The sequence below is a fragment of the Nocardiopsis sp. iso_40 genome, from assembly GCF_056173285.1.
Genome location: NZ_CM149666.1, coordinates 3,352,606 through 3,370,580, shown reverse-complemented (window position 1 = coordinate 3,370,580; position 17,975 = coordinate 3,352,606). Strand labels below are relative to the sequence as shown.

Below are 17,975 nucleotides of genomic sequence, written 5' to 3'. Positions count from 1 at the left end.
CTCGCGGTGTGGTGGGGGTGGAACTACACCGGCGTGGGCCATGAACTGGCTCAACCCCTTCGCGCGGGACACACAGCTGCTGCTCGCGGTGCTGATGCTCGCCGCGCTGACGATGGCGGTCGCCATTCCGGAGGCGTTCAGCGAACGCGCCTGGCTGTTCGTCACCGGGTACCTGGTGCTCCAGCTGGTGCGCGGCGCGTTCATGGTGTGGGCGTTCCGCGGCCAGGTGATGGGCCGCAACTACGCCCACCTGTTGGCGTGGAGCGCCGGTGCGGGCCTGCTGTGGCTGGTCGGGATCGGTGTCGAGGGGGAAGCCCGGATCGCGGTCTGGGCGCTGGCCGTGCTCGTCGACTACGCGGCGCCCAGGCTCGACTTCTGGCTGCCGGGCCTGGGAACCACGCCCATGTCCTCCTGGCCGACCACGGAGTCGCACCTGGCCGAGCGCAACCGGCTGGTGTTCATCATCGCGCTGGGCGAGTCGATCCTGGTACTCGGGGGCGCGCTGCTGGCCGAGGAGTTCACCACCGGGGTGGTGGCCGCCGCGGTGGTGGGGTTCGCCACGATGTTCCTGCTGTGGTGGCTGTACTTCGACTTCCGCCAAGGCAACGCCGAACATGAGTACGGCGGCTCCGAGGACGTGACCACGGCGGCCCGGGGCGCCTACGCCTACGCCCACGCGCTCATGGTGGGCGGGGCGATCCTGGTCGCGGTGGGCATCGAGGAGGTCGTCCACCATCCGGGCGGGGAGACCTCGCCGTGGATCGCCTTCTCGATCGTCTCCGGCCCGGTCGTCTACCTGCTCGGCAATCTGATCTTCCAGCGCGCCCTGTGGCGCCGCACCGCGACCAGTCGGCTGTCCGGGATCGTCGCGCTGCTGGCCGTCGGCGCTGGCTCCGTGTGGCTCCCCCCGCTCGGCGTGGCCCTGCTCACCCTGGCAGTGCTGGTCGCGCTCTCGGCGTTCGACGCCTCCTCCGGCGACGGAACCGAGACCCGGCCGTCACGATGGGGCCGCCCGTCGGGCGAGGACGAGGTTCGGCGGTTCCAACGCTGGGGTCTGACCGAGGCATTCTCGGGCGAGGTCGAGTGCGGCACCGCCCCCGGGTGGACCAGCGACCTCGCCCGGGGGCGGAGGTCCAGGCCCGCGAGCCGGCACCGAGGAACCGCCGGTGGCAGGGGAGAACCTCGATCGGCCCGGCGGCCGATCGCTGAACGCTGCGCGCCGGGGGCGCCGAGGCCTTCGCCAAGTACTCGGGGAACCCGTTGCACAGGAGCGGGGTCCCACCGGCCCGCCGTGGTTCGTGGTCCGGGCCGCCCGCCCAATAAAGTCATGTGATGGACTATGAGCAGATCCCCCCGGCTCCCGACGCGAACGAATCCCCGCTTTCCCTCACCGCGACGGTCATGGCGCATCCGTCCAGGAGCTCCGAGGCCGAACACGTACTGGCCGACCTCTCCCTCCCCGGTGCCGAGACGGTATTCGACCCTCACCCCGACGCGCCCCCGAGTTCACTCAGGACCGCGGCCGCCGCACTGTCCCGCGCGACCCCCGAGAGCAGCACCCACCACCTCCTCCTCCAAGACGACACGCTCCTGGCCAAGGACTTCTCCGCGTCCGTCCTGGAGTGCTGCCGCCTCCATCCCGACGCGGCCCTGTCGTTCTTCGTCGAATGGGGCTCCCGCACCGCCGTTCTCGCGAGAATGGCGGCGTTCGCCGGAATCAGCGCGGTGCCGGTGATCAACCCCTACATGCCCTCGCTCGCCCTGGCGGCGCCCAGCGCCCTGGTCGCCGAACTCGCCGAACGGATGAGCCGGGACGCGGACCGGGGAGAGGCCGATGACCAGGCCATTCTGCGTCTGCTGCGCGAACGCGGCGTGCGTGCGCTGACGATGGTCCCCAACCTGGTGGAGCACGGCGACCTCCCCAGCCTGACCGGCAACACCGGTCAGGGGGTGCGGCGGTCGGTCTGCTTCACCGCCGAGGCCGGGGTCCCCTTCGACACCTCCGTGCTCGACCTGCCCCGGATCCTCCCCTTCTACGCCTGGAACACGGGCAAGGCGGTCGTCATCGACACCGCCGACGACGTCCCCTCCTCCCACCGCCCCACCGAGCGGGTCCTGGAGTCCTGGGGCCTCGGTGAAGACTCCGCGCGCCGGGCCCTGGAGGCCACCCCGGGGGCCGTCGCCCTCGCCGACTCCGTCCGCCCCGAACTGCTCCTGGGGGTGTGGAACACCGCGGTGGCCCTGGGCGCGGTGCAGGAGCACGCCCACCCGGGCAGCGTGGGCTCCCTGCGGGAACGCGCTGGCGTGCCCCTGGTGCGGCGCGCCCTGTACACCCACGTCCCCGGGGCGCTGCGCGCATTCGTACACGCCCCCTCCATGGAGCCCCTGGAGGAGGAGATGGTCGACCTGACCCTTGCCGCGCTCGAACTGGGGGCGGGGCTGAGCGTTCCCGAGGGAGAGCTCTGATGTCCGTCGTCCGCCTGTCCTGCGCGATCATGGCCCACCCGAGCCGCGCGAAGGCAGCGCACGCACTGGCCGCCTCCCTCCCGGAACTGGCGCCACAGGTCGTCTTCGACCCCGAGCCGGACGGCCCGCCCGCGACCCTGCGCACCGCGCGCGCGGCGTGGTCCGCCGTGCCCCCCGGCAGCACTCACCACCTGGTGCTCCAGGACGACGCGACGCCGGTGCCGGGGATGGCCGCCGCTCTGACGGAAGTCCTGACCGCCCACCCCGAACTCCCGGTGTCGCTTTTCTGTGAATGGGGCTCCGCCACCGCCTCCATGGCACGGTGGGCCTCGCTGGGCGGGTTCGGTCTGGCCGAGTGCGTTGACTCCTACGTCCCGACCGTCGGCCTGGCACTGCCCTCGGCGACGGCCCTCTCTTTGGTCGGGGCCATCGACCGGCGCGAACCCGGGGAACCCGACGACGAGGTGATCGCCCGGTTCCTGGAGGAGGAGGGGCGGAGCGCCTTCGTCACGGTGCCCAACCTGGTACAACACGACGGGGACGGCAGCCTCGTGGGAAACGACCACGCCATGGGAGCCCGGCGCTCCGCCCTGCTCGCCCGCCCGGGGGAGTCGGTCGGCGGGGAGGTCCTGGCGGCCCCGCCCCTGGTGCCGTGTGTCAGCTGGCGCCGCGCCCGCGCGGCGATGGTCCGCTGGGACACCGGGGCCCGCCGCCACGAAGGCCACGTGTCCCTGGTCCGCGCCGAGCTGGAGCGGGTCGGTGCGACCCACTCCGAGCTGGTCGGAGCGCTGGACCGCTGGTTGGAAGGTGAGCGGGGCCGCGCCCTGGAGGGGTGCCTGGGCTACGGCCTGGTCCATGAGCTGTGGACCGTGGCGGCGGCCCTGGCCGTGTTCTCGCCTCTCCCCGTCCGGGAGGGGGCACCGCCCCCGGTAGTGCGCCGGGCCCTGGCCACCCTGGGCCCCGGCGGTCTGCGCACCGTCGCCCCGGCCGTGGCCCAGGACCCCTTCCTGTCGGAGGCGCTGGCCTCCCTGGCCGTCGCCGGTCTGGCTTTCGGGGCCGGGGCGGCGGTCACACCGAGTGGTCCTCCCACAGGCGTTGGTACACCCCTCCGCCCCTGACCAGGTCGCGGTGGTGCCCCGTCTCGGTGACCAGGCCGTCGCGGAGCACCACCACCCGGTCCGCGCGGCGGGCGGTGTGCAGCTGGTGGGCGACGGCGACGACGGTCCGTCCGGGCAGAGCGCGCAGGACCGCGTCCTCCAGCCGCCGCGCTGCCGTCGAATCCAGGAACGAGGTCGCTTCGTCCAGAACGAGTACCTCCGGCGCGGCCAGCAGGGCACGGGCCAGCGCCAGCCGCTGCGCCACCGCCGGGGCGACCGGGTGGTCGCGGCCCCCGACCACGGTGTCGACCCCCCGTTCCAGGGAGAGCGCCCAGTCCAGGGCCCCGGCCCGGTCCAGGGCGTCCGACAGGTGCTCCTCGGCGGCGTCGGGACGGGCCATCCGGAGGTTGTCGGCGACGGTGGCGTGGAAGACGTGCTGCTCCTGGGAGACCATGAGCACTCGACGGCGGCGCTCGACCAGGGGCAGGTCCGTGACGGGTGCGCCGTGCACGAGGACCTCGCCCGTCCGGGCCCGTTCGCTTCCGCAGAGCAGGCGACCCAGCGTCGTCTTACCCGAACCGGAGGGCCCCACCACGGCCAGGAACTCTCCCCGGGCCAGCGCGAGGTCCACCCCGCGCAGTACCGGGGCTCCGCCGTAGGAGTGCCCGACCGCGCGCAGTTCCACGGCGGGGGCCTCCGGAGGGGATGCCGGTGCGGGCCCGGCGTCGGACCCGACCCCGGCGTCGGGCTCGACGGCTCCTCCGACGCCGACCACCCGGGACAGCGAAGCCCCGCCCACCATGAACCGCTGCAACCAGATCACCAGGGTCGCGACGGGTTCGGAGAGCTGGCGGCTGAGCAGCAGGCAGGTGGCCGCCTCGCCCAGGCTCACCAACCCGGCCGCGTGCAGCGCGCCACCCAGGGCCAGCACGCAGGCCAGCACCGCAGCCATGCCGCCGTCGATGGCTGGGAACAGCACCTGCCGCAGGCGCAGCGACCGCATGGCCGCGGCACAGGTGTCGGCGAGCGCCTCCTCCGTCCGGTCTACCCGGACCCGCTCCAGCCCGTACGCCTCGACCGTGCGCGCACCGCGCACGGTCGAGGCCAGGCTCTCCGCGATCGTCCCGTAGGCGGCCCGTTCGGCGAGCTGGCGTGAGCGGACCCGGCGCAGGGCCCACCGCGCGGGCAGACCGATCAACGGCACGGCTACCAGGCACGCCAGGGACGTCAACGGACTGGTCAGCACCAGACCGGTACCGACAACGACCACCGTGACCGAGGCGAGGAGGATCTCCGGGGCCGCGTTGCGCAGTGCGTTGTTGAGCACCGCCACGTCATCGGTGCTGCGCGTCATCAGCTCCCCGGTGTCGCCGCCTGAGAGCCGCGCGGGCGGAAGCCGCAGGGCGTCGTGTACGAACCCCTCCCTCAGCCGGCACATGGCACGCTCGCTGAGGCGGATCACGAGCGCCCGGCACAGCACGATCAGTCCCGTCTGGACGAGCAGCAGCACGATCAGGACGCCCACCGCCGCCACGACGGTCCCCCCACCCGCCCCGGGCAAGGAGTCGACGAGCCTGCCCACCATCCACGCGGGGGCCAGGGACGCGGCAGTGGCCAGTGCGTAGAGCAGCACCGAGGCGCCCACGGCCCGCCGCTCCACGCGGACCAGTTCGAGCGCCGCCCTCCAGGTGGCCCGTGTGTCAGCTACGGGCAGCGTCGTCCTCGACAAGTCCACCCCTCTCCCGTGCCGGGCTGTCAGTCGCGGCCGCGGAGCCGCCGAGAGCGCGGGACCGGTCGACCAGGGCCCGGTACCCGGGTTCCTCGGCCAGGAGCGCGCGGTGCGTGCCGCTCGCCCGGACCCGGCCGTCCACGAGGAACACGACGCGGTCGGCCCGGTCGAGCAGCGGCGGGGCCAGGGACAGGACGACCGTGGTCCTTCCGTGCCGGTGGTCGCGAAGCCGCTCGGCCACGTAGTGTTCGGTCGTGGCGTCGAGGGCCGAGGTGGGCTCGCTCAGGACCAGTACGGGCGGGTCGTGCGCCAGCGCGCGCGCCAGGCGCAGCCGCTGGCGCTGTCCCCCCGAGAGGTTGTCGCCCCGGGCCTCGACCAGGCCGTGGAGCCCTCCGACCGCAGCCACCGCGTCACGTGCGCAGGCCGCCTCCAGCGCGGCGGTGACCGTGTGCGCGCCGCCCGTGCCCCGGGGGTCCACGACCTCGGCCAGGGTCCCCTCGAACAGTTCGTCCTGCGGTGTGGCCACCAGCAGGCGACGGCGCAGTTCGGGGCCGGGTATCCGGTGGAGTTCGGCACCGCCCCACGCCATGCGTGAGGCCACGTCGCCGCCGAGCCTGTCGACCAGCGCGGACCCGGTCGCGGCATCGGCGCAGGCGACCGCGGTCAGGGACCCGGCGGGGATCCTCAGCCCGGTCTCGGGATCGAGGATTTCCGTCCGGGGGTCGGGCGCGGGCAGAATCCGTTCGGCGCTGTCAGCCCGTACGGAGAGCAGGACGTGGACGCGACGGGCGGCCGCGTAGGCGCCGGCGACCTTGCCCGCGACCATACCGAAGGCGCTCATCGGCAGCCACAGGAAGGCCCCGTAGCCGAAGGCCGTGGTGAACTCCCCGACGGTCAGGGCCCCCTGGACCACGGCGTCGCCCGCCACCCCCACCACCGCCACCAGCAGCAGCCCGGGCACGAGGGTCTCCAAACCGCTGATCAAGCTCATCGGGAGGGCTGCGCGGAAGCCGAGGGCCCGCAGTCGTCGCGACCGGGTGCGGTAGCGGTCCGCGAAGGCGTCCTCACCGCCGACCGCCTTCATCACCCGCAGGCCGGACACGATGTCCGCGGCCGAGGTGCGCAGGGCCCCCTCCTGGATCCGATAGGCGTGGACTCGCGCTTGGAGGGAGGCCACCAGTGGCCCCAGCAGCAGGAACTGGGCCAGTAACCCGGCCAGCACCAGGCCTCCGAGCAGGGGGGAGAGCCCGTACATCAGTACCGCCACGACGGCGAGCACGAGCAGGCCGCCGGCGGCACGGGTGAAGATCTCGTTGGAATCGCCGATGACCCGGGCGTCGGTACTGGTGTTGGCGACGACCTCGCCCGTGTCCAGGCTGCGGGTGATCAGTGCCCCCTCCCTGGTCACGTGGTCGGTGACGACGCGCACCACGCGGAAGGCCAGACCCAGCTCGTTCGTGGTGACCAGAGTGGTCGACAGGTAGGTGAGCGGCCAGGTCAGCAGGGCCGCACACGCCAGTGCCGTGACCCAGCCCCACAGCGGGGCCGGTCCGGAGCCGGCCGCCAGGCCCTCGTCGACGCCGCGCCCCACGATGCGCGGGAGCAGTGCGAAGAGCCCCATCCAGGCCGTGCCCGCCAGAGCGCCCAGGAGGAGGGGGCGCCACTGGCGGGCGTAGAACCACAGCAGGAGCCGGGCCGGGGGCAGGGCTCCGGGGCGGGCCCCGTCGTCGGGGGGAAACGGCTGAAAGCGGTCCCGTCGGGAGCCCTGGGAGGCCGGTGCCACGAGCTACCCCCTGAGCAGTCGGAAGGCGATGAAGCCCGGTTCCCGGTTGAGCAGGTCGTATTCCTCGGGGTGGCGTTCGCGCATGGACTCCTGGGGTCGGGTCTCCATCAGCTGATCCACCTGGAACCCGGCGGCACGGAACTCGTCGAACCACCGTTCCAGCGGCTGACGCCAGAACCGGCTGAGCAGACCGCACTCCCACCGGTCGTCGACGTGGCGCTCCTCGAAGTAGCTCCCTCCGTCACGTATCCAGTCCGCGGTGGGGTGGCTGGTCGACAGCACCAGGAAACCGCCGGGCCGCAGAACTCGGCGCAGCTCCCTCAGGGCCGCCACCCGGTCGGGAAGATAGTGGATGACCAGGGCGATCAGTGCGGCGTCGAAGGAGGAGTCGGGCAGGTCCAGCGGCTCGGCGAGGTCCATCTGCCGGACCCGCGCGTCCCTGCCCAGCCGTGTGCGGGCCACCCGGACCATGTCGCCGCTGTGGTCCAGGCCCGTCACCCTGGCTCCGCGCGCGACCAACTCCCGGGCGTAGAGACCGGGGCCGCAGCCCGCGTCGAGGATGCGCAGTCCCCGTACCTCGCCCATGAGCGACAGGACCGCGGGGCGGTCGTAGTAGGCGTTGTAGGCGTTGTCCTCGGCAGCTGAGGCGAACGCCTCTGCGTACCCGTCGTATGGTGCAGCATTCAAGCTCTTGTGCCTCACGGGAAGGGGAACGGGGCGGGTCGGCCGGTGTCGAAGAGGTCGTCGAGCCAGTCCTCGCCGGGGGGAAGGCCCCGCGCGAAGGCCGGTGCCATCAGCCCGAGGGCCCCGTCGAAGATGTGCCGGGGCGGCTTCACCCCGGCACCGATGAGGGCGTCCAGGCGCTGGTCGAAGCGGGTGAGCCACTCCCGGTAGGCCAGGACGCGCGGGTCAGGGGTCGGCCGTTTCCGGTAGACGTGCCTCCGGGCCAGGGTGAACGCGGTGGGTGTGCTCTGGTAGGCGTTGGCCACCGCGCCTTCGAACGCGGTCACCTGGTGGTAGATCGAGGTGACCTCTCCCAGGTTCAGGAACCTGCCGTGGAAGGCTTCGCTCAGGGAGAGCCACAGGTCCCAGTCCTCGCAGTGGTCCAGCTCCTCGTCGAACCGGACGGGCAGGTCGGAGAAGTTGGCGGCGACGACGGAACCGGTGTGCAGGTGGTTGGCGACCATCAGGAAACCGGGGTCGAAGGCCCCTCCCTTACGGGGCATCCCACGGGTGTTCCGGGGCACCGCCTCCAACCAGACGTCGCTGACCAGGGCGTTCCCGTAGGCCAAGGCGGGCCCGTCCGCCTCGGACAGGGCGCCCGAGGCGAGGCGCAGGTGGCGGGGCAGGAAGACGTCGTCGTCGTCCAGGAAGGCGACGTACTCGCCCTGGGCGGCGTCGATCGCGGTGTTGCGCGCGGCCGACACCCCCCGCCGCTCCCTCAGCTCGATCAGGTTGACGGTGAGCTCGCCCTTCCACCCGTCCACGACCGGGCGAGGTGAGACGCCCCCGTCGTTGACGACGACCACCTCGATCCCGTCCCCGGGCAGTTCCTGGCGCCGCAGGCTGCGCAGGCAGCGTTGCAGCGGCCCCGGGCGGTCCCGCGTGGGGATGATGACGCTGATCACGGTTGCGTCCTCTCTGCTTCTGCCTCTGCCGCGCCCCAAGGCGCGCCGACGTGGGCGACCCTCGGCCGATGAGCGGTGCGAGCCCGGGCCCCGGCCCCTTCCGACAGGGCCCGGACCCCTTCCTCCGGGGGGAGGGAGATCCGGTAGACAGATGCGCGTGAGCGCCGGGCGGTGGTGCTCGGCGAGGACACGTGCATCTCCCAGAGCACGTGTCCGGCGCGGTCGACCTCGAAGGCGCGTCCGGCCTGGGAGTCGGTGACCAGCACCCGGTCGGCCCCCGAGGCCTCGCACCCGCCGGCGACCTCGGTGAAGAACTCCTCGGGCGGGTCCGCGGTGTACTGCCACACGATCCCTCCGGTGGCCGGGTCGCACTCCAGCACCCGTGAGTACCCCCTTGACCTGCCGTTGTCGAGCAGGAGTACGGTTCCGCGGCCGAGGGCGGTGGGCTGGTGCTGCCCGGACAGGGTCCCCGGGCCCCACCACCAGCGGATGCGCCGGGCGGCCAGGTCCGCGACCACGACCAGGTCGAGATCCCGGAAGGAGAGCAGGACGTCACCCTCGCTCCACAGGCCCGAGGGGTGCTCCTCCAGCAGTTCGACGGTGTTGGCGTGCAGGACGTCGGCGGGCGATCCCGGCAGGTCCCGCAGGAAGCGCAGCGCGTCCCTCGTCGGTCCCCGGAACTCGGCCCGTCCGACCAGGGCGGACTCCCGCCCGCAGGCGGGGGTCCACCCGCTGTCCTCGAAGGCCCGCCACCTTCGTTCGTGCAGGTTCTGGACGAACGGGCGCAGCTCCGGGTCCGAGGTGAGCAGGTCGTAGAGGGAGTGTTCCTCGATGACCCGCCCCTGCGGGTCCAGGACGGCGACGGTGTTGTCTAGAACGACGCGGGGCCCCTCACCGACGTCGTCCCCGGTCCTGCGGGGCCGCTCGGTGAGGACGTGCACCCGCCCCCGGGCGTCGACGTCGAGGTCGTGGTGGACGGGGAGCTCCCGACACCAGACCGGGTCGCCGTCGGGGCCCAGACGCAGGAGGGCGTGCAGGGGCACCAGCGCGTACAGGCTGCCGTCGGGTCCCATCTCGACGTGGTTCCACCCGCGCAGGTAGCTGGGCGGGTCGTCGGCCGCGTCGGGTTGGCCCTCGCCGCTGCTCCAGGTGTGGACCACGCGCCCCGTGTGGTCCACCAGGTAGGCGACGGGCGTCGGGTAGGTGGCCGAGGGGGAGAAGAGAAGGTGCCGGTTCACCGTTCGCCGCCCTGCGCACCGAACTCCTCGCGCACGGCCAGGACGAGGTTCCGGGTGACCTGGTCGGCCACACGGGCACCGATCTTCGCGCTGGCCAGGTCCGCCCGGTAGACGACGCCGCTCTCCGTGGCGCACCCCTGTGGCAGGGGCAGCATGTGGTAGGCGATCCGCCGGGTCCCGTGATCGGGGGACCCCTCGGCCAGTTCGAGACGGACCAGGTCCGGGGCCGCGTGCGCGACCAGGCTGGATTCGACCATCGCCGCGTGGTGGTCGTCGTGACGGCCCACTCCCGTCTCCTCGGCGAGGGAGTCGCGGAACTCCTCACCGACCACGTCCCACCAGCTCACGATCATGATCCGGGTGTCCGGGTGGCGTTCGTGGTGCCGCCGCGCCGCCTCGTACAGGAAGGAGGTGTTGTCGATCGCGGAGTTGACCACGACGACGTCCCGGGTGCCGTGTCCGCGGACCCCTCCGAGCAGGTCCTCGACCAGAGCGGTGAAGGTGGCCCCCGACAGGGCGAGGACCCCGGGGAAGTGACCGCCGAGGCGGAAGGGCGGCGTGGACACCCCGTACCCGAGGGAGGGCAGGACGTAGGCCCGGACCCGCTCGGCGAGTTCCCGGGCGAAGTACTCGCTGATGAGGGTGTCCGAGGTCAGGGGCAGGTGCGGTCCGTGGGGTTCCACGGCGCCGACGGGCAGGACGGCGAGGGAGGTGCTCGCCCGGTCCCGCAGGTCCGTCCAGGTCATGGCCTGCAGGTGGAGGGGCTGGCTACTGGTGTTCACGCGTCCGTCCACCCCAGGCTCGGCACGTTCTCGGGGCGCAGGCGTTTCGCCGGTTCGAGGTTCAGGAAGTCCTCCTTGTTGCAGCAGCTGTGCTCCGCCGCGCACGGGGCCCAGCGCTTCGCGCGCCGTTCCAGGCGGAAGCCCGGCTCCAGGACGTTGCCCATGCGCTGGTGTTCCAGGACGTGATAGCGGGAGCAGGGGTAGACCTCGCCGTCGATTCCGATGAAGATGTGGTCGTGTCCGGCACTGCACGGGAGCCCCCGGGGCGCGCGCAGGGCCCTGAGCGCGACCTTGGTCAGATCGGTGTCTCCGCCCAGGCATCCGACCCGGTGCAGGACGTCGGTCGTACCCAGGACCGGTACCGCCTGATCGGGGCGGAGGTTCTCAGGGGACTCGGAGGGGAGCGCGGGATCGTAGCCCAGATCGACGTTGTAGCGCATCCCGTAGTCGCGGGCCCGCTCGACGAAACGCTCCACCAGGGCCCCGTTGTCGGGAAAGAGCAGGACGTTGACGACGGTGAAGCAGCCGAAGTCGTCCTGCGCGACCCGCGCGTTGTGGAAGAAGCGGTCCAGGTCGATCTCACCGTCGTGGTAGGTGAGCCAGAGGGAGAGCTTGCCCAGGTTGGCGCTGTCCGCCATCCGGGGCAGCCGCCGGGCCAACAGGGATGCGTTGGACAGCAGTTCCACGAATCTGACCTCGGGCCTGAGGGTGAGCCACCCCGCCTCGTCCAGGAAGTCCGGGGAGGCGAAGGGTTCGCCCAGGCTGCCGAGCCGGACGGAGACCTCGTGGGGCCTGGTGCCGATCCAGCGCACGATGGTCCGGAAGTCCTGGAGGTCCTTGGGTGTCTTCCAGTTGGTCCGGCGGCTCTTGGACCAGTCCCCGACGGAGACGCAGTAGGGGCAGTCGAAGTTGCACAGGCGCTGACCCGCGACGTACCAGACGCGGAGCGGTGGCTCTGGGGTTTCGGGCACACGTCCTCCTGGGAGTGTTGGGGGGTGTCCGGGCCCCGTCCGACGGCGGGGCGGCGGAGTGGGGGGGCGAGACGCGCGGAACGCCGCGGGGGCGGTCGCCGGGGTCCGGCCCTAGCCGAAGGTCGCGATGGGCCGAAACTCGCGACCGGTGAAGTCCAGGGTCTGGTTGTGGCACCTGCGACAGATGAAGTCGTCGGCGGCCTCGGCCACCCCGAACACCTTCCGGCGCAGCGCGACCGCCCTGTCGCCGCGCATGATCTCGTCCAGGGAACCGTGCCGGACGTTTCCGAACACCTCGCGCTGGTAGTAGTCGTTGCAGCAGAGGAAGAGATCGCCCCGAACACTGAAGTTGCCGTGCGCCAGGGGCCAACCGCAGCCGGTGAGCCGGCCCCGGACCCGGACGTCCTGCCGGTACTCGCCTCCGACGTCTCCGGCCCGGTCGCAGGTCATGGCGGGCACCACCTCGGCACCGAGGGGCTGGTAGCGCTCCCGGAGGTCGAGGAGGTCCCGGTCGCGCGCCTCACCGACACCGTTCACCACGATCTGGACGGGGAAACCCGCGTCGAGGGCCCTCTCCAGGTTGGCCATGGTGCGGGAGTGGGTCCGTGAACGGGTCAGCTCCGCGAACCGGGTCTCGTCGGCTGTGGGCAGGTTGACGATCAGGTGCCGGAGCACGCCGTGGTGCCGCAGCGCCTCGATCTTGTTCTCGTTGAGCCCGCTCGCGTTGGTGTAGAGGGCAAGCGGTAGCCCGTGCCCGGCCAGGACCTCCAGGCGTTCGTTGAAGTGTTTGTCCAGGGTGGGCTCGTTGAAGAAGTGGAAGGTGACGTACTCGACTGTGCCCAGGCCGGCCAACTTCCGGGTGATCTCCTCGAAGAGGTCCATGGGCATGGTCTGCCGCGGTTTGGGGTCGGTGGAGACCGGGCAGAAGTCGCAGCCCCAGTTGCAGTGCGCGGTGACCTCGATTTCGCCGCTGCGCAGGTGGTAGTCGCGGCAGAGGGCGTCAGGAGCCTGGAGCCAGTCCCGGCGGACCGCCTCCTCCACCAGCTCGGCCCCGAAGCGGGCCGACACCGTCGATGACGGGACCGCCGCGGGGGCACAGTGAAGGAGCAGGTCCCTCATCAGGGCTTTCGGGTGCCAGGTTACGTCCCGGTCGAGCCCCACGATCCCGAAGGCGGTGTCGGCCGGCGGCGGTTCCTGGGCCGGGTGGGTGGGTCCGAAGGTGTCGGTCAAATAGCGCACCGGTGCTGGGGAGCCCGGTTCCAGGGTGCTCAGGTAGGGGGAGGTCTGGAGAAGTGGGGGTAGCGGGAGGATGGTGTGCTCCTAGTACCGGTTTCACGAGTGCCGCAACATGCCTCGACCGGTATAGACCAGATGGGCACAACGGATCCTAGGGAACACGCTTGGGCCTGTCACCACTCCTCCGGGCCCCGCGGGAGCCCCACGGGCCCGCCTCGGCAGCGATAACCGCAGTTCAACAAGCCCTCCGTGATCGCTGAAGGTGCGTCATCACTGGCCACATGTGGTCAGTCGGGCCAGCAGGGGACGCTGCCCCGGGTACCGCCGAACGAGCTGATCACGGCTGCTTTCGGGGTTGGGTCCGGGCCCGCACGGGGTAGGCACACAGCCGTGAACGAACTGGCCACGGAGCCCACCCTGCCTGTCACCCCCGGTCTCGGCGTCCACGGGGACTTCTCCGTCTGGGCCCCCGGAGCCCAGCGTGTGCGTGTGCGTGTTGACGGTACCGATCACTCCATGAGAGGTGACGACCGAGGGTGGTGGCACGCCCGGGTGGAGGGGCCGGCCCGGGGTCGGACTACGCCTATCTTCTGGACGAGGATCCGCAGCCCCTCCCGGACCCGCGCTCCCTGTGGCAGCCGGACGGGGTGCACGCCCCCAGCCGGGTCTACGACCACGGCAGCCATGTGTGGGTTGACGACGACTGGACCGGGCGTCCGCTCGCCGGAGCCGTGATCTACGAACTCCACGTCGGCACCTTCACCCCGCAGGGCACGCTCACCGCTGCTGTCGGCCGGCTCGGCCACCTGGTCGACCTCGGGGTCACGCACGTCGAACTCATGCCGCTCAACGCCTTCGACGGTACGCACGGCTGGGGTTACGACGGGGTCCTGTGGTCGGCCGTGCACCAGCCCTACGGGGGGCCGGACGCACTGAAGGGGTTCGTCGAGGCCTGCCACCGCAACGGGCTGGCTGTTCTGCTGGACGTGGTCTACAACCACCTCGGCCCGTCCGGCGCCTACCTTCCCCGCTTCGGGCCCTACTTCTCCGGGGAGAACGACTGGGGCCCCTCGCTCAACCTGGACGGCCCCGGGTCCGACTCCGTGCGGCAACTGGTCATCGGCGGTGCCCTGGACTGGCTGCGTCACTACCATCTGGACGGGCTGCGACTGGACGCGGTGCACGCCCTGCGCGACGACCGGGCCGTCCCGATCCTCGCCGAGCTCTCCGCGGAGGTCGACGCCCTGGCCACCGGGCTCGGCCGCCCCCTCTCGCTCGTCGCCGAGTCCGACCGCAACGATCCGCGCACGGTACTACCGCTGGAAGCGGGCGGACTGGGCATGACCGCCCAGTGGTCGGACGACCTCCACCACGCGCTGCACGTCGCCCTCACCGGAGAACGACACGGCTACTACGCCGACTTCGACGGGCCCCAGGTCCTCGCCGAGACGCTCCGCCGTGTCTTCTGGCACGACGAAACCCCCTCTGCCTTCCGGGGCAGGAGGCACGGCGCCAGGGTCGACACCTCCCGGGTGCCCGCCAGCCGTTTCCTCGGCTACCTCAGCACCCACGACCAGGTCGGCAACCGCGCCCGCGGCGACCGGATGGGCGAGCACCTCTCACCAGGACTGCTCACCTGCGGTGCGGCCCTCGTGCTCTGCTCGCCCTACACCCCGATGATCTTCATGGGGGAGGAGTGGGGGGCCACCACGCCCTGGCCGTTCTTCGCCTCGTTCACCGATCCCGGTTTGGTCGAGGGTGTGCGCAGGGGCCGCCGCCGGGAGTTCGCCGCGCTGGGCTGGGCACCGGAGGACATCCCCGACCCCATGGACCCGGCCACCAGGGACAGCGCGGTCCTGGACTGGTCCGAACCCGAACACGAACCCCGGCGGTTGGTCCTGGACACCTACCGTGCCCTGATCGCCCTGCGCAGGTCCGAACCCGAACTCTGCGATCCGAGGTTGGACCGGTTCGCCGTCACGGCCAGCGAGGACGGCCGCAGGCTCGTGTTGCACCGCGGCTCCCTGCGCCTGGTCTGCAACCTCGGCGCGGCCCCGGCCCGGGTGGAGTTGGACGCCGCCCCCCGGGAGTTGCTACTCGCCAACGGCCACCCCGGGGTCCGCGGGGCCACCGTCGACGTGCCGGGCGAGTTCTTCGCGGTCCTGAGGGTGTGAGCCGGGTTACCGCACCGGGCCCCGGAAGTCCACCTCGTCCTCGCCGTTGACCACGGAGACCAGCACGCTGTCCGGTGACTCCGGGAACTCGCAGACCATGTCCGTGCTGTGGGTCCCGGCCTCCAGCTCGCCGAGCCGCGCCCCGGTGGTCGCGGAAACCGTCTGCCCGTTGTGGGAGCACCGCACCTCCAGGTTGCCGGTACCGAAGACCCGGCCCAGTTGTGGCACCTCCACGGTCAGGGTGAACTCCACCCGTCCGGGAGCGCCGAGGAGGACGTCGTCCACCGTGTAGACGACGTCATCCTCGCCCTCGAACTCCCACTCGTAGGCGCCCACCGGGTGGGGGAAGGCGGCGCCCTCACCGAAGGGGTACTCGGCCGTGGCCGGCGCCTCGGTGCCCTCCGGCGGGCTTTCCCTGGCCCCTTCGTCCGCTGCCTCCGGCGGGCTCTGCTGCGCGGTCCCCGCGTCGGTGGAGGTCTCGTCGGCGGCAGACGGGGACACGGACACCTCCTGGTCCGCAGGACCGCACCCGGCGGCGAGGAGGAGCGGCAGAGTCATGACGCAGGGGAGGATTCGTCGCATGAACACACGCTAGGCGAAGGGGCCCCGACCGGCCAGCATCCGGAACACCCCCACCCACTGGTCCGGGGAGACCGCCCCGACCGGCGCGCCCGGGGCGATCCCGGACGTGCGGAGGGCGGCCCCCACCCGCCGTGCCGGATACGCCCGGCGCAGCGACGCGGCGAGCGACCCGCCCGCCCCGCCGAAGCCGAGTTCGACCATGCGCCGGTACTCGTCTTCGCGTTCCCGGGGCACCAAGGGGTCGGTGCGCCTGCGCAGTACCAGTACACCGGCGTCCACCCGGGGTACCGGGCGGAAACGGTCCCGGCTGATCCGACCGGCCGGGGTCGGCGAGGAAGTTCTGGTACAGGCGCCGCCGGGCGGAGGTGTCGCCAGGGCGGGTTCGATGAGGGTTGCGTGCCACGCGTGGTCTGTTCGGCTGACGCGGACGGGCGGCACGAAGGTCCGTGCCCGCCCGTCCCAAGGGAAGGGGACGTCGGCGGAACCTGGACCGATACGCGTCCGTGCAACCCCTGGCACCGCCGACGTCGCACCCGGGAAAACGGTGCGGAAACGGCGGTGCGCTCGGAGGGGGCCTGTTACCGGTCCAGGGGGACGGACCGGAGCCGGGTGTGGACGTGAGCGATCACGGGCCAGGTGTTCGGGCCCTCGGTGATCGCCTGGAAAGCTGCCATGGGGACCACGCTAGGGAAGCGGCGTCCGTGGAGGCAACAGGTTTTCCGGGCGACCGGGAAACCCGGTCGCGTGCGCGCACCCGGCCGCGCGATACTCGGCCCCATGCCTGACTTCGCCGACTTCGACACCCGCCACTACCGCACCGTCGACGTGACCACCGGTTATGACGGGTGGTCCAGCACCTACGAGGACTCGGTGCTCGACGCCATGGACATCGCCCTCCTCGACGGGCTCACCGCCCCGGTCTGGTCCCAGGTCCGCAGCGCCGCGGACCTGGGCTGTGGTACCGGACGCACCGGAGCCTGGCTCCGGGGCCGGGGCGTGGAACACGTGGACGGCGTCGACCTCAGCGCCGGGATGCTCGCCCTGGCCCGGAGGCGGGGCGCCCACGACACCCTCACCCAGGGCGACGTCCGGGCGACCGACCTGCCGGACAGCGCCTACGACCTGGTCATCGCCTCGCTCATCGACGAACACCTGCCCGACCTCGCGCCGTTCTACGCCGAAGCCCAGCGGCTGGCCAGGCCGGGCGGGCGCTGTGTGCTGGTCGCCTACCACCCGCAGTTCATCATGGCCTCGGGTATGCCCACCCACTTCACCGACGACGCGGGAGAGGAGGTCGCCATCACCACCCACGTGCACCTGCTCGGCGACCACGTACGCGCGGCCCTGGCCAGCGGGTGGCGTCTGGAGGAGCTGAACGAGGCGGTCGTGGACGACGGCTGGGTGGCGGCCAAGCCCAAGTGGGAACGCTTCCGCGGCTACCCGATCTCGGCCGCGTTCGTGTGGGCTGCCGGGCCCGCGACGGGTTAGGGCGAGGTCAGCATCCCGGTCCACAGCTCCCGGTGGCGTTCGACGTAGGCGGCGGCCGCCCCCCAGTGCTCGGCGTGCCCCTCGGCGTGCAGTCGCGCCCAGGGCTGCGTTCCGGTGCGGGCCCCCTCCTCCAGGACGTCGAACATGCCGCGTACCCGGCGCAGTGCGGCGCCGGGCAGTTCGTGGCGCTGGGCTCCACCGCAGCCGTAGCCGTCGGCCAGGGCCCGCAGCCGCCGGCCGTCGGCCCCGGGGTCGCCGCCCTCGTGCAGGGGGACGAACCCGTGCGCGGCGTAACCGAGGTCGCCCATCCGGCTTCCCGGTCCGGCGCCGTCCCAGTCGATGAAGCACCAGGACTCGGTCCGGCCGTCCTCGTCGGGGCTGCGCACCAGGTTCCACGGGGCGAGGTCGTTGTGGCAGATCACCTCGGGCTCCTCCGGCGGGAAGACGCTGAGCCACCGTGCGTCCTCGCGGGGCCGGTGGTCGGCGGTGAGGTCGTGCAGCCGACGGATCATCGAACCCAGTTCGCGGAGCTGGTCGGCGGTCATCGGCGGCATCCGGTCGGCCAGGGTGCCGGGGACGTAGGCCAGCCGCTGGTAGCCCTCGGGCTGTTCGCCGTAGGTCTCCGGTGCGCCCGGGAACCCGCTCAGGTGGCGCAGCAGCGAGGTCACCGCGGGGGAGGAGGCAAGCCAGGGTTTGCGCACGGTTCCGCCGATGCGCAGGACACCGTCGGAGACGTTCCCGCCTTCCAGGACCTCGACGTCGTTCTCGGAGTGTGTCACGGGCCCCATCCTCGCCGGGCGG

General features: G+C 72.1%; 14 protein-coding genes and 2 pseudogenes. 5 read left to right on the top strand and 11 right to left on the bottom strand.

The annotated features are described in order from the left end of the window. The first annotated feature begins 40 nt into the window (after positions 1-40). From AC0VYD_RS14785 to AC0VYD_RS14775, 3 genes are read left to right on the top strand one after another with little or no spacing between them, the layout of a single operon-like run. Positions 41-1,333 carry a low temperature requirement protein A gene (locus tag AC0VYD_RS14785; RefSeq protein WP_475476116.1) on the top strand — a complete coding sequence of 431 codons (1,293 nt, stop codon included), beginning with the start codon at positions 41-43 and terminating at the stop codon, positions 1,331-1,333. Continuing rightward, positions 1,333-2,466: a hypothetical protein gene (locus AC0VYD_RS14780; RefSeq protein ID WP_475476115.1), complete on the top strand. Its 1,134-nt coding sequence runs from the start codon at positions 1,333-1,335 to the stop codon at positions 2,464-2,466. The genes AC0VYD_RS14785 and AC0VYD_RS14780 overlap by 1 nt, the downstream gene beginning before the upstream one ends. Next, the gene (locus tag AC0VYD_RS14775) at positions 2,466-3,584 is read left to right on the top strand and encodes a hypothetical protein (RefSeq protein WP_475476114.1); all 1,119 of its coding nucleotides are present in this window, start codon (positions 2,466-2,468) and stop codon (positions 3,582-3,584) included. The genes AC0VYD_RS14780 and AC0VYD_RS14775 overlap by 1 nt, the downstream gene beginning before the upstream one ends. Here AC0VYD_RS14775 and AC0VYD_RS14770 read toward each other — a convergent pair. From AC0VYD_RS14770 to AC0VYD_RS14735, 8 genes are all read right to left on the bottom strand, one after another. Further along, a complete protein-coding gene (locus AC0VYD_RS14770) occupies positions 3,535-5,292 on the bottom strand; it encodes an ABC transporter ATP-binding protein (RefSeq protein WP_475476113.1) in 1,758 nt (585 codons plus the stop codon). The genes AC0VYD_RS14775 and AC0VYD_RS14770 overlap by 50 nt on opposite strands. Next, on the bottom strand, positions 5,264-7,075 hold the full coding sequence (locus tag AC0VYD_RS14765; protein ID WP_475476112.1) for an ABC transporter transmembrane domain-containing protein: 1,812 nt from the start codon (positions 7,073-7,075) through the stop codon (positions 5,264-5,266). Before AC0VYD_RS14765 ends, AC0VYD_RS14770 begins: the two co-directional genes overlap by 29 nt. 3 nt (positions 7,076-7,078) lie before the next feature. Next, a complete protein-coding gene (locus tag AC0VYD_RS14760) occupies positions 7,079-7,762 on the bottom strand; it encodes a class I SAM-dependent methyltransferase (RefSeq protein ID WP_475476111.1) in 684 nt (227 codons plus the stop codon). An 11-nt stretch (positions 7,763-7,773) separates the two neighbouring features. Then, on the bottom strand, positions 7,774-8,703 hold the full coding sequence (locus tag AC0VYD_RS14755) for a glycosyltransferase (RefSeq protein WP_475476110.1): 930 nt from the start codon (positions 8,701-8,703) through the stop codon (positions 7,774-7,776). Further along, positions 8,700-9,941: an arylsulfotransferase family protein gene (locus AC0VYD_RS14750; protein ID WP_475476109.1), complete on the bottom strand. Its 1,242-nt coding sequence runs from the start codon at positions 9,939-9,941 to the stop codon at positions 8,700-8,702. The genes AC0VYD_RS14755 and AC0VYD_RS14750 overlap by 4 nt, the downstream gene beginning before the upstream one ends. After that, on the bottom strand, positions 9,938-10,723 hold the full coding sequence (locus AC0VYD_RS14745; RefSeq protein ID WP_475476108.1) for a creatininase family protein: 786 nt from the start codon (positions 10,721-10,723) through the stop codon (positions 9,938-9,940). Before AC0VYD_RS14745 ends, AC0VYD_RS14750 begins: the two co-directional genes overlap by 4 nt. Then, entirely contained in the window at positions 10,720-11,694 is a 975-nt protein-coding gene (locus tag AC0VYD_RS14740; RefSeq protein WP_475476107.1) for an SPASM domain-containing protein, read from the bottom strand. Before AC0VYD_RS14740 ends, AC0VYD_RS14745 begins: the two co-directional genes overlap by 4 nt. A 111-nt stretch (positions 11,695-11,805) precedes the next feature. Beyond that, the gene (locus tag AC0VYD_RS14735) at positions 11,806-12,924 is read right to left on the bottom strand and encodes a radical SAM/SPASM domain-containing protein (protein ID WP_475476106.1); all 1,119 of its coding nucleotides are present in this window, start codon (positions 12,922-12,924) and stop codon (positions 11,806-11,808) included. A 396-nt stretch (positions 12,925-13,320) separates the two neighbouring features. Here AC0VYD_RS14735 and treZ point away from each other — a divergent pair. Beyond that, positions 13,321-15,104 (top strand): annotated as a pseudogene (gene treZ, locus AC0VYD_RS14730) (malto-oligosyltrehalose trehalohydrolase). Positions 15,105-15,110: 6 nt separating this feature from the next. Here treZ and AC0VYD_RS14725 read toward each other — a convergent pair. Beyond that, complete coding sequence (locus tag AC0VYD_RS14725) at positions 15,111-15,605, bottom strand: hypothetical protein (RefSeq protein WP_475476105.1); 495 nt, start codon at positions 15,603-15,605, stop codon at positions 15,111-15,113. Positions 15,606-15,695: 90 nt separating this feature from the next. Further along, positions 15,696-16,007 (bottom strand): annotated as a pseudogene (locus AC0VYD_RS14720) (rRNA adenine N-6-methyltransferase family protein); the annotation flags it as partial. Between the two features lie 456 nt (positions 16,008-16,463). Here AC0VYD_RS14720 and AC0VYD_RS14715 point away from each other — a divergent pair. Continuing rightward, the gene (locus tag AC0VYD_RS14715) at positions 16,464-17,174 is read left to right on the top strand and encodes a class I SAM-dependent DNA methyltransferase (RefSeq protein ID WP_475476104.1); all 711 of its coding nucleotides are present in this window, start codon (positions 16,464-16,466) and stop codon (positions 17,172-17,174) included. Here AC0VYD_RS14715 and AC0VYD_RS14710 read toward each other — a convergent pair. Beyond that, a complete protein-coding gene (locus AC0VYD_RS14710) occupies positions 17,171-17,953 on the bottom strand; it encodes a phosphotransferase (RefSeq protein ID WP_475476103.1) in 783 nt (260 codons plus the stop codon). The two genes, AC0VYD_RS14715 and AC0VYD_RS14710, sit on opposite strands and share 4 nt — an antisense overlap. Positions 17,954-17,975: the final 22 nt, after the last annotated feature.